Origin of the sequence: Mesorhizobium comanense, from assembly GCF_005503535.1 — a bacterium.
GTDB lineage: Bacteria > Pseudomonadota > Alphaproteobacteria > Rhizobiales > Rhizobiaceae > Mesorhizobium > Mesorhizobium comanense.
This window is the reverse complement of record NZ_SCNN01000037.1, coordinates 1-14,527: the sequence shown is the minus strand read 5'-3', so window position 1 is coordinate 14,527 and position 14,527 is coordinate 1. Positions and strand designations below refer to the sequence as shown.

Annotated in this window: 13 protein-coding genes; 5 read left to right on the top strand and 8 right to left on the bottom strand. The window is 58.1% G+C overall.

Annotated features, from left to right (window positions below; all coding sequences use genetic code 11):
- Window positions 1–530: 530 nt before the first annotated feature.
- From FFS37_RS36325 to FFS37_RS33240, 4 genes are all read right to left on the bottom strand, one after another.
- On the bottom strand, window positions 531–863 hold the full coding sequence (locus FFS37_RS36325; RefSeq protein WP_137935166.1) for a four-helix bundle copper-binding protein: 333 nt from the start codon (window positions 861–863) through the stop codon (window positions 531–533).
- A 45-nt stretch (window positions 864–908) separates the two neighbouring features.
- A complete protein-coding gene (gene copM / locus FFS37_RS33250; RefSeq protein WP_137935165.1) occupies window positions 909–1,325 on the bottom strand; it encodes a CopM family metallochaperone in 417 nt (138 codons plus the stop codon).
- 1,171 nt (window positions 1,326–2,496) lie between these two features.
- Window positions 2,497–3,171, bottom strand: a complete 675-nt coding sequence (locus FFS37_RS33245; RefSeq protein WP_408631468.1) for a DUF1007 family protein — start codon at window positions 3,169–3,171, stop codon at window positions 2,497–2,499.
- Window positions 3,172–3,241: 70 nt separating this feature from the next.
- Window positions 3,242–5,224, bottom strand: coding sequence for a M23 family metallopeptidase (locus FFS37_RS33240; RefSeq protein WP_137935163.1), 1,983 nt, complete (start codon window positions 5,222–5,224; stop codon window positions 3,242–3,244).
- Between the two features lie 456 nt (window positions 5,225–5,680).
- Here FFS37_RS33240 and FFS37_RS33235 point away from each other — a divergent pair, with 456 nt between their 5' ends.
- The 3 genes from FFS37_RS33235 to FFS37_RS33225 all read left to right on the top strand — a co-directional run bounded on the left by FFS37_RS33235 (window position 5,681) and on the right by FFS37_RS33225 (window position 8,061).
- Window positions 5,681–6,319, top strand: coding sequence for an NrsF family protein (locus FFS37_RS33235; protein WP_137935162.1), 639 nt, complete (start codon window positions 5,681–5,683; stop codon window positions 6,317–6,319).
- Window positions 6,320–6,421: 102 nt separating this feature from the next.
- Window positions 6,422–7,297 (top strand): flagellar motor stator protein MotA, encoded by an 876-nt coding sequence (gene motA / locus FFS37_RS33230; protein WP_137935161.1) that lies wholly within the window; start codon window positions 6,422–6,424, stop codon window positions 7,295–7,297.
- Between the two features lie 140 nt (window positions 7,298–7,437).
- The gene (locus tag FFS37_RS33225) at window positions 7,438–8,061 is read left to right on the top strand and encodes a transglutaminase-like cysteine peptidase (protein ID WP_137935160.1); all 624 of its coding nucleotides are present in this window, start codon (window positions 7,438–7,440) and stop codon (window positions 8,059–8,061) included.
- Between the two features lie 74 nt (window positions 8,062–8,135).
- Here the strand turns inward: FFS37_RS33225 and FFS37_RS33220 are convergent, their stop codons facing one another.
- The 3 genes from FFS37_RS33220 to FFS37_RS33210 all read right to left on the bottom strand — a co-directional run bounded on the left by FFS37_RS33220 (window position 8,136) and on the right by FFS37_RS33210 (window position 10,873).
- Window positions 8,136–8,552 carry a rhodanese-like domain-containing protein gene (locus tag FFS37_RS33220; RefSeq protein ID WP_137935159.1) on the bottom strand — a complete coding sequence of 139 codons (417 nt, stop codon included), beginning with the start codon at window positions 8,550–8,552 and terminating at the stop codon, window positions 8,136–8,138.
- Between the two features lie 164 nt (window positions 8,553–8,716).
- Window positions 8,717–9,280: a L,D-transpeptidase gene (locus FFS37_RS33215; RefSeq protein WP_137935158.1), complete on the bottom strand. Its 564-nt coding sequence runs from the start codon at window positions 9,278–9,280 to the stop codon at window positions 8,717–8,719.
- A 555-nt stretch (window positions 9,281–9,835) separates the two neighbouring features.
- On the bottom strand, window positions 9,836–10,873 hold the full coding sequence (locus FFS37_RS33210) for a L,D-transpeptidase family protein (RefSeq protein WP_137935157.1): 1,038 nt from the start codon (window positions 10,871–10,873) through the stop codon (window positions 9,836–9,838).
- Window positions 10,874–11,249: 376 nt separating this feature from the next.
- Here FFS37_RS33210 and FFS37_RS33205 point away from each other — a divergent pair, with 376 nt between their 5' ends.
- Entirely contained in the window at window positions 11,250–11,549 is a 300-nt protein-coding gene (locus tag FFS37_RS33205) for a hypothetical protein (RefSeq protein WP_137935192.1), read from the top strand.
- Between the two features lie 34 nt (window positions 11,550–11,583).
- The gene (locus FFS37_RS33200) at window positions 11,584–11,829 is read left to right on the top strand and encodes a hypothetical protein (RefSeq protein WP_137935156.1); all 246 of its coding nucleotides are present in this window, start codon (window positions 11,584–11,586) and stop codon (window positions 11,827–11,829) included.
- A 245-nt stretch (window positions 11,830–12,074) separates the two neighbouring features.
- On the opposite strand, the gene FFS37_RS33195 is transcribed toward FFS37_RS33200, so the two are convergent.
- On the bottom strand, window positions 12,075–13,889 hold the full coding sequence (locus FFS37_RS33195) for a DUF882 domain-containing protein (protein WP_137935155.1): 1,815 nt from the start codon (window positions 13,887–13,889) through the stop codon (window positions 12,075–12,077).
- Between the last annotated feature and the right edge of the window lie 638 nt (window positions 13,890–14,527).

Genomic DNA, 14,527 nt, shown 5'->3' with positions numbered 1-14,527 from the left:
GCCGGGGGTGCCATTGCACGAGCGCTCCTCAGGGCATCGGCCAAAGAGTCCGCTTTGTTGGCTTTGCCGCAAAGCAATTGACTAGGAAGCAACCGGTGCTGACGGAGACTTTGGCATGGAACGTCCGAGTTGAATGCTGTCCCAAACCACACTCCGCGTCTAACCTTAAGAAAATGCGCGCCAAGCCCTGATGTCGGTTGAAGTCAAAATCCGCCGCTCGGACGGCGAGCCGCCTCAGGTGCAAGCGTCGCGGCGGAGCTGAGCGAGCCATTTCGTCCGCCGGTATCGGCGAGCAGTTTGATGAAAAGTCCGAGAGGCACGCGCCTTGAGTCGCATTTGTGCCCCTTTCGATTCTAATACGTTCCGTGAACAAAACAGTTTTCAACAGCCTGCGAGAGCGAATTTCCTACCAAAGACTGGAGTACGCCCAGTGGCAACCGAGGCAGTCTGAGCGGCGTGCCGCCGTCCCGCTATCGGCGCTCCAACAGAAAACGGGACGCTGAGATCCAGCGCCCCATTTTGATTTTTGACTATGCGGCCATCCTGGCGCAGCATTCGGCACACTGGCGGCAGACGTCAACGCATTCTTGCATGTCGCCGAGGCGTTCGCAGTCGTTTGCGCATTGGCTGCAGATTTCGGCGCACTCACGGCAAACATGCTTGTGGTGCTCGGAGCCGAGCAACATGAAATGTGCCGATGTTCGGCAGATTTCGGCGCAGGCCATCATCAAGGTGAAATGCTTCCTCTCGGTGTGCTCTCCGCCCATTTCCAGACAGTGACCCATCGCAGTCGAAAGGCATGTTGAATAGCAGCGCAAGCATTCCTCGATGCAGGCCCTCATTTTTGGACTCAGTTGGTACATGGAAATTCTCCTTTAAATGCTCGTATCGAACGCGGGTGCGCTTGACTATTTTGCATTGGTCTTGAGCCACTTCGTGTAGTCCTTGATTTCCTTCTTCTGAGCATCAATGACCATCCGCGCCTTTTTCTTAGCGTCGGCGTTGTCGCCGTATTTGAGCTCGACCTCCGCCATATCGATAGCGCCCTGGTGATGGGCGATCATCCCGCAGATAAAGGCCACGTCGGCATCCTTGGCTCTGATACCTTCCATCATGGCTGGCTCCATTTTCGTCATTGACGCCATGTATGCTTGGTGGGCCTCGTCCATGCCGGATGCGTCCATCTTGGGCGTTTCCATGCCAGACATTTGTTCAGTGCCGGCTTGACGGCATTGCTCTGGGAGGGGGTTCTCTTGGCTGAAGGCCACCGAACTTGTGCCTGCGAGTAAAGTGGCGATCGTAAGGGTGGCGATGACGTTACGCATGATCATTCTCCTGTCGTTCTAAGTAGACGGCTAGGCAGCTACGCTGCGTCTATCCGATGAACCAACGCAATTTCGCTCAAGAGGATTGCTTGGGCGGTCGCTCCAGCCGGCCTTTAGCCTGAGACGGAAATTCGTTCGGCGCCTCTGCAACAGCTCCCGAACTAAACGGACGAAATGCCGGCCTTGCCGCCCCGGTGGCAACGCCGACCGCGCAATGCAAAGCCATACAACAATTCCCACTCTTGAAAACTTTATCGCAATCGGGCACCCCGCTTGGTCCAGACATCGCTGCGCCTCCCAGGGGAGCCCTGTGCATAAACGAATGAGCTGCGTGCGCCGACATAGCGGCCCCAAACATCACCATTACCGCGATGCAGATCGTTATTTGGATGAGGGTGTTTGGCCGCCGATCGCTCACGGAACTGATAGCCTTCATTTTGTGGGCTAACGAGCATCTGTCGATGTTTGTTCCGGGGAAACAAACAGACGGAACGATTGCCTCGCTTGTCACGCGTTGAAAGAGCCCACCGTCGCGTCCGGTCAGATGAAAGCGCGGGTCGCGTCCGATCAGATGACAGCGCGGTCGGTTCCCAATTTGGCCCACCGGGTTAGTAGGTGTTAGATAGATATGCCTCACGCCCTTGGCGGATACCCAGCGCGTTTGCGCGCCTTCATTGATCGTTGGCCCCTCGCCTCGTGGCATACGATGTTGTCCCGCTAGCCCCGGAGTTTTCACGCTTGTTGCCGTTAGGATTGGTGGATGCGGCCTTCCGGTATCTGCAAAAAGCAGACAGATGAAAGGATCGGAAACGGTACAAAGGCGAAATAGATAGATGGTAATCCGAGCCGGATCGAAGCCAGGCCCGCAAAGCTTTCCGCCAAATCAACGCCATCGCCATGCTGCGCGACCGGCACTATTTTCCATAGCCGAGGCATCGGTCTCGGCCGCCTCGCTATTGACGCGGCCGCACGTGGGCTGACGGTTTATCCGTGCCCCGACGAACGGCACACACGGCGCTCCGCCCTGCGGGAGATCAGGGCGCGGATCGACGGCGAGTTCCCCAGGCGAAGTTCGACAACGAAGTCATCCGACCAAGGATTTTCTGGCACTGGAGGACAAGCACCACCGGGAAGAGGCGACGCTGGCGCCAGAGTCGCAATCGTCAGCCTGTTAACCCTTTGCGCCACAGGACAATTCAAGTTTCGTCGCAAATATCTTGCTCATATCAGTCCCGGTGGGATCGTTGAAAAACGCATCCGTGAGGGTTTTCTGGTTCTGTGAAATGGCTTCATCGGCGTTGGGTCGGATGACCGCGCGAGTGCACGCAGCGGGCAATTGATCAACTACCAGATTGTCATCCGTCAGAAAATCGATGGCTGTGTAGAAGGTCGGATCGTAAACTCCGAGATCAATTCTTCCGGCAAGCCTCAAGGGCTTGTTGGGCTTTGATTCAAACGAGACAATGAGCTGGTCATTCTCAAATTTTGTCGTAAGCGCAGGTGGAGAATTCATCAAGATGTCTTTTCCGTCAACGGTCACGATCTGAAAATAGTTATAATCTGCCAGCGACGCGTAGACTGTCTCGGAAACAAGCTTCATTTCCGATTGATCGAGCTGGAGGTCAAGATTCTTATCGAACTCCATCATCACCGTGCTGGAAAATATCTCGTCGAAGCGCCACAAATGTTGCAGGGAAGTGACGGACGATTGATCCGCAGAGAGTATGACACGGAGCTGTGCTTCGGCAAAGACGTGAGGATGCGCGTTCGCTTGGACAGGCAACGAAAAAGCGATCATCTGCGCCATTGATGCAGCTGCAAATATCGTATTGCCGTTCATAGGCACTTCTCCACCGCAATGACAGCGACTGGCTCGGAGCTATGCCCGAGATATCGCTTCAAGACTGTGCAACAATTTAGCAAATTGTTGCACAGTCTTCGACTTTTGTACTCGCGACCTTGAACTGGTCGCTGTCTTCCTGCTTGAGCAAGGCATCGATGCGCTCGCGCTCGCGCTTGAAGGCGACTAGGTCATCATCCTTCAGCACTTTGCCGACGGGCAGGCGGACGCGCATCGGATCGACTTTGGCGCCATTGACGGCGATTTCGAAATGCAAATGATTGCCCGTCGAGAGGCCGGTCGATCCAACATAGCCAATGACCTGGCCTTGTCTTATTTTGACGCCCGGCTTCATTGCGTCAGCAATTCTGCTCTGGTGATTGTAGGTCGTTTGGTAGCCGTTGGCGTGCTGGATGACCGTCTGCTTGCCGTAGCCGCCGGCCCAGCCCGCTTTCACGACGACGCCATTACCGGCGGCAATGATGGGCGTGCCGGAGGGCGCGGCCCAATCCACGCCTGTGTGCATCTTGAAGTAGCCGAGAACGGGATGCACCCTTCCACCGAAACCGGACGTAAAGCGACCGTTTGGAACCGGTTTGCGCAGCAAGAACTGCCGGGCGCTGCTGCCGTTCTCGTCGAAATAGTCGGTGCTGCCGTCCTGCATCTGGAAGCGATAGAAATTGCGCGTCTGCCCGCCAAAAATTGATGAGACATAGAGCAGTTCGGATTCGTCGGACGCCTGGTCGTCGCCGTCGGGCTGGGAGAACAGCACGTCGAGACGATCCGACGGGCCGAGCCGCGACTGGAAGTCAACGTCGGATGCCAGCAGCTTGACCAGTTGCTGCGTCAGCTTCTTCGACATGCCGTAGGAATAAGCGGCGCGATAGATGCCGTCATAGATGTTGGGCAGATTGCCGCGCACCACCACTGGCGTCGAATCGTTGAACGCGGTCAGCAATTCGGGATTGGGCTCCGGCTCCTGCGCCGGCACATACTGGCCGTGGTCGTCGAGCGCGATGGTGACGATGTGCTGGGTCTTGTCGTAGACGCTGGTGCGGACCACCTTGGCGGCATCGCCATGCACCTCGAGACCGACACGCAGCACGGTGCCTGCCTTGAGCGCCGGCGCGTTCAATAATTTCCCAATCGCTTCGGCCATGCCGGTGGCGTCTTCGCCCGCATAGCCCGAATCAGCGAAGGCCTCGGTGATGTCGAGATCCTTGGTAAAGGGAATGATTTCCTCAGCGAAAGCCGGCATATGGTCGTCAGCAATGCCGCGCTGCGATACCGAGACGTTTTCCGGCACGACCTTGACGTCGTAGGAGCCTGCCATGCTCTCGGCAAAGGCTTCGCCGAATCGCTGCGGGTCGACATAGTGAAGTGAAGCGACCTGCACGGCGCCGTCGCTCAGGCCCGAGCCTGCCCCGCGCACCACCTTTTCCACCTCGTCGGCGGACAAGTCACTCTTTTCATCGAAGGATGCCGTCTCGATCGGGAAATCGACGGTCTTGAGGCTCATCTCGCTTTCGACCTTGGCACCGTAGATCTGGCCGGCGGTGGCGGCCGGATTCGCCGGCTGGCCGGCATTGTCGTCGCCGTCGTCGCCGAACACCTGCAGCGGGTCGAAAGGCGGATAAGGGCGGCTGGTCGTGTGGCCGGCGGCCAGGGCCATCTTGATCTGCTCAAAGGGCATCGTGTGGATGACGTCGCGGTCGCCGACCTTGGTCACCATCGACACTTCCATGCGCCGGCGGTCCTTGGCCTTGGCGATCTGGCGCGGTGCCACCAGCCTGGTCGTCTTGGCGATCTCGCCGGAATCGCCGCCGCTGGCAAGGCTGGTCAGCTCGGCGATCTCGGGCGGCGTCGCAAGTTGCTGGCGGCCGTCGAGCGCCGCAAACAGCGCCACGCCCATCAGCACGCTCGAGGTCACCCCCGTGAGAAATGTGCCCGACAGCCAGCGCGCCGAAACCTCGCGCCGGTCTGGCGGGCGGCTGCGGCCGTCTGCGATTAGCGGAGGCTCGTTGCCGAGCGCGGCTATGATATCTTCCGTATCTGGCATCCAGAAAGGCTGCTTCTTCCCCAGGGCGGAATGGCTTGTCGCCATTTTGAGCCGAACAGTTGCCCGTCACAGCCGATAATGTCAACGAAGCGGCGGGGCGGAGCAGGGTTTGCCGTCGCACCGCACAGATTGGTGTCCTTTGGCATTGCGACGGGAGTTGGGTCCAAATGTGGCGACCCAATTCGAACCAATCGGGTTTGGAGCCGCCGTGTTTGTTGTCGCGTTTCCCCAAACTCCACCGGCCAAGTCGCCAGAAAGTGAGTCGACCGTCGGCGCCATGGCGCCGCGCGTGATTTGCGCCCATGCAACCAAGTTGAATACGAACGCGCCATTGCGTAGCCGACATGGCGGGCGGTGCCGTACGTAGACGGATTGCGAAGTGAGTGTAACAATGACCAGCCCTTGAACGAATTTGAGAGAAGCAGCCTCAAAATGACAATTCGTGGCTGAAATGGCATGAACACAAACGATCTTATCAACGCGTTGGCATTGGATGACCACCGGCCGGTGATGCCGTTCTCCTCCATTTGGTTGGCAGCACTAGGCCTAGCGATTCTGATTGCCATAGTTGTCTTCTTTGCGACGCTCGGCCTGCGACCGGACTTCGTCGAAGCCGCTCGGACGCCGCGCTTTCTGTTCAAGTTCGTTGTGACGATATCGCTCGCTGCGAGCGCGTTTGGTCCTGCTCGCGCACTTTCACGCCCGGACGGCACCTGGCGAAAAGCACTTCCCTACATGGCGATCGCTCCCATTCTCATCGTCATCGCGGTGCTTGTCGAACTGTTTGTTCTTCCTCCGGATATCTGGTCGGCTCGGATGATAGGCAAGAACAGCATGGTTTGCCTGACCTACATCCCGCTGATTGGCATCGGTCCTCTGGCCATCTTCCAGCTAGTCTTGCGGCATGGCGCACCGACGCGGCCAACCCTCGCAGGCGCGGTTTGTGGGATATTTGCGGGGGCCATTGCTGCCACGCTCTACGCGGCCCAGTGCACGGACGACTCGCCGCTCTTCGTCGCCACCTGGTATACCATCGCCATCGCGGGCCTAGCGGTGCTCGGAGCCGCCAGTGCGAACCTCATCGCCCGTTGGTAGAACTCTCCGACGAGCACGGTTGACCCGGTACAGTTCAACAAGCCCCACACAAGACAGGGTGGTTATCGATTGGTCCTGACGTGACATGCGGAAGGACCTGTCGTGGGCATTCTGATCGGACTTGTGGTGACGCTTGGCTGCGTCCTTGGCGGCTTCATGGCCATGGGCGGCCATCTTTATGTGCTGATCCAGCCATGGGAAGCGGTGGTCATCTGCGGCGCCGCGCTCGGCACCTTCCTGGTCGCCAATCCGATGAAGACGGTCAAGGATACTGGCAAGGCCATCCTTGAGGCGTTCAAGCAGGCGGTGCCGAAGGAACAGAACTACCTCGAAACGCTCGGTGTGCTGCACAGCCTGATGCGTGAGTTGCGCTCGAAGTCGCGCAGCGAGGTCGAGGCGCATATCGACAATCCCGAGGCATCGGCGATCTTCCAGGCCTTTCCGACCGTGCTCAAGAACCATGATCTGATGGCCTTCATCTGCGACTACTGCCGCATCATCATCATCGGCAATGCCCGCTCGCACGAGATCGAGGCGCTGATGGACGAAGAGATCCAGACCATCAAATCCGACAAGATGAAGGCCTATCACGCACTGGTGGCAGTGGGCGATGGCCTGCCGGCGCTCGGCATCGTCGCCGCCGTGCTCGGCGTGGTCAAGGCGATGGGCGCGCTCGACCAGTCGCCGGAAATCCTCGGCGGCCTGATTGGTGCCGCGCTGGTCGGCACCTTCCTCGGCATCTTCCTGTCCTATGCGGTGGTCGGGCCCATCGCCACCAAAGTCAAGACGGTGCGCGAGAAGAAGAACCGCCTCTACGTCATCGTCAAGCAGACGCTGCTGGCCTACATGAACGGCGCACTGCCGCAGGTGGCGATCGAGTTCGGCCGCAAGACCATCTCGTCCTATGAACGGCCGACGATCGACGCCGTCGAGCAGAGCACGATGAACTCCGGCGGCGCCGAGAAGAAAGCGGCCTGAGCGCCTCTAAGTGTTCTGTGCCCATTTGTCGCAATCGCCACAGGCCAGTAACCATACCGCTTATCGAGCAGCCTGCATCATTGACACGCACTGTAAATGGTCGTTAACATTTCGTTAACAACTAGGGACGAGCGGGGACAATGATTTCCTTTTCGATAGCGCGGATCGTGCGCAGGGGTGCCGGAATTGTGGCCGCACTGGCGGTTTCGGTATGGGTTTCGGCGCCAGCGGTTGCAGCCCATCCGATGGCAACGGGCGGCCTCACCTCACAGCCGATCGGACACTACGATTTCTGCAAGACGAATCCGGGCGAGTGCTCAATCCGCCCACGCAACCTTGCACCTGCCACCATGACCGAAGCGCTGTGGCGGGAACTGACCAGCGTCACCGCAAAGGTCAACGCTGCGGTCACGCCGATGAGCGACTCAGACATCTATGGCAAGGATGAGCTCTGGGCCTACCCGGACAAAGGCGTCGGCGACTGCGAGGATTATGTGCTTGAGAAGCGCCGTGAGTTGAACCGCATGGGAATGTCGCTTGCCGATCTCCTGATCACTGTCCTGCGCAAGCCGGACGGCGAAGGCCATGCGGTGCTGACGGTGCGCACCGACAAGGGCGACTATCTACTGGACAACCTGACCGACAAGGTTCGCCAGTGGGACGAGACAGACTATCGTTTCTTAAAGCGTCAGGCGATCGACAACACCGGACGGTGGGTCTCGATCCGCGAAGGCCAACCCGTGCTGGTTGGCTCGGTCCAATAGGAACGCGCGTCTCGCTTGAGGCGGACATTTTTTCATGCTGCGGGCGGGCGTGGAATGTGGGGCCCGAATGCAAGCTACTTTTCGAGAATATCGTAGCCGCTCTTCTTCCAATCGATCATTCCGCCCGACAAATGTGACACTTGGCTGAAACCGAGTTGCGTTAACTCCCGCGCCGCTATTTCGCTCATTCGCCCGCTTCGACAATACAGCACGATCTTTGCCGATCGATCCTTTGGAAGCTTGTCTAAATTATCTGCAATTTTGTCGAAGACAATAAAGGCGTCCGTATTGCTGATCTCGCCCTCATATGGTGTGTGCACGTTCACAAAGAAGAAGTCCTTTTTCTTCAGCATCTCGGCCAACTGAAAACTCGTCAGGGTCGTGAACTTTGCCTCCTCCGCCTCGGTCGGGCCGCTGGCCATCGTGAGCGCTGCCGCTATCGCGATCACAATGACGGTCCGTCGACTGATTACACTTTTTTCCGGTTCCATTTCGCTGTCTCCATATTCCTGACGGTTCCGTAGGCCCGGTGCGGAACCTCGGGGCGCGCACACCAATCTAGCGCATGCGCGCAAGGATTTCTCTTTGCACTCCGCCCCTGAGGCGTCACGGTCTGCTCAGCCGCATCATCACGGATGATCGACATTTCCCTCTGTCACAGAACAACAACTGTCGTTCCGACCGGGACGCGTTCGTAGAGATCGGCAACGTGCTCGTTGAGCATTCGAATGCAACCGTTGGACACTGCACGCCCAATCGTCCACGGCTCCGTCGTGCCATGAATCCGATAGTAGGTGTCGCGACCGTTCCGATAGAGGTAAAGGGCTCGCGCACCAAGCGGGTTGTTCGGACCCCCTGGGACGCCCCCGGCGTACTTTCCGTATTTCTGTGGGGCACGCTTGATCATATTCTTCGTTGGGGTCCAGCTTGGCCATTTTGCCTTTCGGGCGACCTGCGCTGTCCCTGACCAAGCCAGACCTGCCCGGCCGACGCCGACACCGTAGCGCCTCGCCACTCCAGTAGCTTCAACAAGGTACAGGAAGCGATTTTTGGGATCCACGACCACGGATCCGATCGCGTAGACGCCTGGAAAGTCTACGAGTTGCGGCATGAATTTGACGTCGAGCACAAATTTGTTCTTGACCTTCGCGGCAAGGGCCGCCTGCGGAGCTAGGATGACGGCGGTCAAACCGACTATCACGGAACGACGATCGAACATTTTTCCCTCATCGGAGGCACAACTGAATTGGTGGCAGTTCTCAGCTACGCTCTTCGACGCCGGGGCGGCTTATCGGAGACATCGACCGTCGAGCCGACAAGGCATATTTCGGCTGGGACATATGCGGTTCGCTTGAAGGGAACCGTACCGTTCAAGCTTGCTTGAGCCACAGCATCGGTGTCGAACTGACAGTGTAGATCCGTGGATGGCCGAACCTGGTTGCTGTCTTGAGCATCACGACCAGAAAAGGCGCTTACCGGAAAGCTGGCTGCACTGGACGGCACATGCGCAACACCGAGCGTACACGCGCGAGCCAAGTCTGACATTGCACTAAAATGCAAAACCAGGATCAGCGAGAGAACGGCTAGGAGGCCGGTTCGGATCAGCAAATATCTCATGACCCAGATATTCTGCGAGAGAAGTCTGATCGATACCTTGCGTCTCGATCAAAATCGCGTGAGCGCCAATCCAGAGGACTGCCTGGCATTGACGCCATCAGCCTGCTTGTGACTCCGCAGGTTCGGTAGTGGGGCGAACGGGACGCCGCCACAAGTTTCATTCGCCCGGGCTATGCGGATCCGCCAACGCGGCCTCCGGCCGGCTGATCGGTACGTCGTCCAATGACGTTTTCTTGGCAAGCGCCGCTGCACCGCGGCTCTGGAGAAGTTTCCGGAAGCTTGGGTGCATGCCCCCATCTGAATAGGCATGAGCTTCGATCGGCGTGCCGGCGGCCAGGAGCGCCTGTGTCTTGCGTGCATCGGCATCGTCTCGAGCGGCCACAGCAGCATTTCCCGAATTTAGCAGCGGCGGACATGCCGCAAGCGGATCGCGTGGATCACCGCCTTCGAATTCCGCGTCGAAAACATACCGTCTACCGCAGTAGGAGACCTTCGACGGACGGCTGGTTACCTCGAAATTGTCGTAGCCCTGCTTTAGGTTTGTCCAAAAGTCATAATTGGGATCACTTCGGTTCTTTGCCATGTTTTCAGGGGTCATCCTGAAGGGAAAAGCCTGTACTTGAAACGACGATTGGCCACCCTTTATGGCCTCTCGAATAACCGAATAGATTTCCGCAACACCGGCATCCGTCAGTGCGAAGCAACCAGACGATGAGCAGGCGCCGTGGACCATCAAGGCTTCACCGCTGTAACCAAGGGCGCTTTCCAGCTTGTTCGGGTAACCAAGATTGAAGGAGAGGTAATACTGCGAATTTGGATTCAACATGCCTGCGGAGACCGTGTAAAATCCTTCTGGAGCTTGCCGGTCGCCATTCCTGGTCTTAGGTCCAAGTTTGCCTGACCAACGGCACATCGGAAACGTCTTCAGGAGCGCGTAGCGCCCGGATCGATCACGTTTCCAGATCTCTAATTCACTCTCATCTTTGAATATCCGGATCAGAATTGGATCGGCCGGCGCCATTTTCCGGCGACTCATATCGCTGATCAGGCTTGCCTTGATTGGCTGGTTTGCTTTGTTGTCAGCCACAGGCACGTCCAGGACGGTAGACACGCACCCTGACATGAAAATGGCAAGCGCGGAGACAGTCGAAAATCGGAACAGCTTCTGAAGCAACGTATTTCGTTTCCTTACCATCCGGCTTCCGATGTCGACCCAAGATGTGCTCGATGTCGCAGGTGAGTTGATAGCAGCAGCAGCACTGTGCGTCAGTAGGGTTAACGAAAAATTTGATCCGGCTTGTTGCCTTGGGTCAGGGCGCGGCAACCGGTTCACCCCTATGACCGTTCCGGGCCCTTCAACGCTCCCTTCCCGATCAAAGTTGACGCGGCCTTTGCCCCGGGGGAACTCCTTTGACCGAATGGTCACGCGCCAAGGGGCGGAGTTCTCAGAAACAATTCAGAAACAAAACTCTACAAACCAGAAAAACTTCCGAAAAAATTCCAAGGCAAAGTGGTGTCGTCAAGGTCAGGTTATCGGTTGCGACCCAAGTCTCCTGGATATGGGGCAAACCATGCAAAGGGTTTCGATCAACTTGGTGGGTGCATTGCTTGGCATAGCGCTCGTCACGGTTGCGAGTGGAGAAGCGAACGCAAAAGTGGCGATCACCCGGATCGAGCATTGCACCAATCTCAGCCACCAATTTGATGACGCACTAAAAACCCACGCCACGGCAACGCAGGTTACTGCGGCAAAGACACTTCAAAGGAGGGGAAACCGGTACTGCGCCAACAACAAACAGGCCCAGGGCATCCGGATGCTCGCAAATGCTTTGAAACTGCTTGGAGTAACCCCGACTGACCTATACCCGTGAATCTTAACCCGATCTGCAAAAAGGAAACGAAGCTATGAAAAAGTCCCTTCTCTCCGCCCTTGGTCTCGCCTTTGCTCTCGCCTTCTCGATGCCGGCTCTCGGCAACGCCGCCGCCACCACGACAGCGGCTCCCGCCGCCACTACGACTGCTCCGGCCGCTCCGATGAAGGCGGCCCCGAAGAAGGTCGCTGCCAAAAAAGCTTGCAAGGTGACCAAGACGCATAAATGCCCGGTTGCAAAGAAGCACGTCACGAAGAAGGCGGCCCCCAAGAAGGCCTAATCCAAGTCAGACAATCTTGTCTGAACAACCAAGGCCGCCGCAGTTGAGATTCGGCTGTGGCGGCCTTCGGGCAGGATGCTCTCGCCATCTCCCGGTAGGATAGGCCACTGGTAGTCGAACAACAGCCAACCACGACCGGCGCGTCAGTATAGCGGTTCCAGCGGCAGCAGGGGGCGTAGAGGGACCTGCTTAGTCGAGCGACGGTACTCTCGTCGCTAACGCCATTTTTTGCGTTGTTCGGAGCGTTATCTAGTCTGGAAGCGGGCGACCGATAGGAACTTGACCGCGTTGCCGGTGAACCGATCGGCATCGGTTATCTGATTGCCGGTTTGGAAGCCTGCAGTGTAGACCTCGCTTGGCGGGCTATGCACGATATTGTAGGCATAGCGCGGCGCCGTCGTTGCGCTGGAAACGGTGGCGATGTTTTCGCCGCTGTTCAACGCCCAGCGGGCAGCCTGTGGCACGACGGCAACCACCAGGGATCTGGGAGCATGCTTCGGGTCTCCTGCGGTAGCCCTGGCTTCCTTGCGCGTGGTCTTCACGCCGGCGCCGATCGCTGCAGCCGGATCGGAGCCGGCCGGGCGGGTAGCAATAGCTCTGCGCGGCGATGCGGAATCAACGCCAGACAGATCGTTCACCACCGGCTGTGGCTCCGACAGCGAGGCGACCTGATATTCATCTTGCTTCGCGTTGGCCTGGACGAAAACAGCCTTAACCGCGTCCGTCCTGGCGTTCTCAGACGGCACTGTCGGCAGCACCCAAGAGGCATCGGTAGCGGCATGGCTATGAGGTGCCGTGTCCGCCAGTGCCAGCAGCACATCCCTGTTCTGCTGCGCCGGTTCGGCCGTTGGCGACCGATCGGGGCGCCACGTCGGCAACGGCATGTTAGTATCCGCGACCTGCTGTGCCGGCTCGGAGACGGCGGACGGATTCATCATGCCGAAAGGAACGCTCGCCGGTGCTTGCACCGTCGCCACAGTCTGCTCGGTTGTGGCGGTAGCATTCCCCACGCCGAAAGCCACATTCTCAGGCGGCTGCGGACCGACATCAGCCTTCGGACGCGGCGCGAAATCGGGCAACGGAATGCTGCGCGCCGGCAACGCCGCGATGATCGTCTCTGGCGTGTCCTTCTGCGGTGCCACGTCATCGACTGCCTGAGGCATATCGTCGGGAGCCTGGGGAATCTTGGCGCGCTTGGCATCCGGCGGCGTCACGATGGCAATGTCCGGCAGGTTGCCGCTCTTAGCGGCGGACGCGAGCTTCAAGTTCCTTGGTTTGGGAGCGGATGCGACGTCTGCGCTGTCGTCCGCCTCGTCGGAACCGCCACCGAAGAAGGCGGCCAGCAGGCCACCAGATTTTCTGGTGTTACCGCCGGCGCTGGCCATTTCTATGGCCGGAGCGCCAGAACCCTTGCGCGCCTTGTAGGCCGCAAGCGCCAACTCATAGCCAGGCAGCGGCCTGCCGTCGCTCGGCACATGCAGCGTCTTGCCGTTGGGGAACAGGCTGACCAGTTCCTGACGGCTGATGCCGGGCCAATGGCGCACATTGCCGACGTCCATATGGACGAAGGGCGAGCCGGACGACGGATAGTAGCCGACCCCGCCGCCCTGCATCTTGAGGCCGATGTTGCGCAGCTTCTTCAGCGGCACGCCGGGAATGTAGAAATCCAAAGCCTTGCCGAGCATGTGCTGGCTTTCTTTGGCCACACCTCTACTGCGGCTGCGTAGCATCGAGTTCGTCGCCGGCGAGCGATAGCCGCAGACGACCTGGATGTAGTCGGTGGCGCCGCTGGCGCGATAAGTCTCCCAGACCAGATCCAGCAAACGCGGATCCATCTTGGTCGGCTCGTTGCGGCGCCAATCGCGCAGGATGATGTTGATCTTCCTGAGTCCTTCTGGATCGTAACGGCCATTGCGTTTGAAGACGATCTCCGCCTTTTCCTGCGTGTGTAGATGATAGAGTTTCAGCGAACGTGTCTCGGCGCTGGCGCCAGTCGCAGCCGCAGCGAGGAAACCAAAGGCAAGAATCACCGCTGCCAGGCATCTCGGCCAGACGCTCATGTGATAGTGCCGCCCGTTTTTATGTCGTTCGACCCTGTTCAAATCAAATGGCCTTGCAGGCTGCCGTTTGTCCCCGGATTTGCCCAAACGGATGTGTTGTTGTCACATCCGGTATCCATCCTAATGGTTAATCATCACTTACTGGAGTTGAAATGCGGTAACACCGTGGCGACATCCTGCCAAAATGGTGCGCCAGATTTCAGGGAAATTGTTGGCTAGGTGCAGTGGGTCAACAAGCAAGACAACCGCTACGGCGAATGCGTGACGGGTCAAGACTCAAGCGCTGCCAACAGCATTCATAGTGGAGCATTGGCGGATATCGTACCTTCCGTCGTGGCGACCATCCGCAATGGAGGCTGATCGAACATCGCTAACTGTGCAACATCCCGGACAGAAACGCCGAGGCAATCGCCGGAAAGGCGCCGAAGTGATCGCGGAGAGGAATGATCGAAGCAGACAATTAACAAGCTTGAGCTACGGATTGGCAAACAAAGTCAAACGGACTGCTTTCGCTGGGGTCATCGACTAAGAGCCTGAATCAAAAAGAATGGTTTGATATCAAGCTCTTGCGAGCCTGCGTGTGAGCAGGCGAATGTGGGCGACGTATATCCAGGCTTCTGCAGAAGCGATGGATTTCT

Bases quoted from the DNA above. Each gene is read 5' to 3' on its own strand.
- FFS37_RS33195 (WP_137935155.1), bottom strand. From the start codon at position 13,889: ATGAGCGTCTGGCCGAGATGCCTGGCAGCGGTGATTCTTGCCTTTGGT.
- FFS37_RS33210 (WP_137935157.1), bottom strand. From the start codon at position 10,873: ATGGTAAGGAAACGAAATACGTTGCTTCAGAAGCTGTTCCGATTTTCG.
- FFS37_RS33235 (WP_137935162.1), top strand. From the start codon at position 5,681: ATGAACACAAACGATCTTATCAACGCGTTGGCATTGGATGACCACCGG.
- FFS37_RS33220 (WP_137935159.1), bottom strand. From the start codon at position 8,552: ATGGAACCGGAAAAAAGTGTAATCAGTCGACGGACCGTCATTGTGATC.
- FFS37_RS33240 (WP_137935163.1), bottom strand. From the start codon at position 5,224: ATGCCAGATACGGAAGATATCATAGCCGCGCTCGGCAACGAGCCTCCG.
- FFS37_RS33215 (WP_137935158.1), bottom strand. From the start codon at position 9,280: ATGTTCGATCGTCGTTCCGTGATAGTCGGTTTGACCGCCGTCATCCTA.
- FFS37_RS33200 (WP_137935156.1), top strand. From the start codon at position 11,584: ATGAAAAAGTCCCTTCTCTCCGCCCTTGGTCTCGCCTTTGCTCTCGCC.
- copM (WP_137935165.1), bottom strand. From the start codon at position 1,325: ATGCGTAACGTCATCGCCACCCTTACGATCGCCACTTTACTCGCAGGC.
- FFS37_RS33225 (WP_137935160.1), top strand. From the start codon at position 7,438: ATGATTTCCTTTTCGATAGCGCGGATCGTGCGCAGGGGTGCCGGAATT.
- FFS37_RS36325 (WP_137935166.1), bottom strand. From the start codon at position 863: ATGTACCAACTGAGTCCAAAAATGAGGGCCTGCATCGAGGAATGCTTG.
- FFS37_RS33205 (WP_137935192.1), top strand. From the start codon at position 11,250: ATGCAAAGGGTTTCGATCAACTTGGTGGGTGCATTGCTTGGCATAGCG.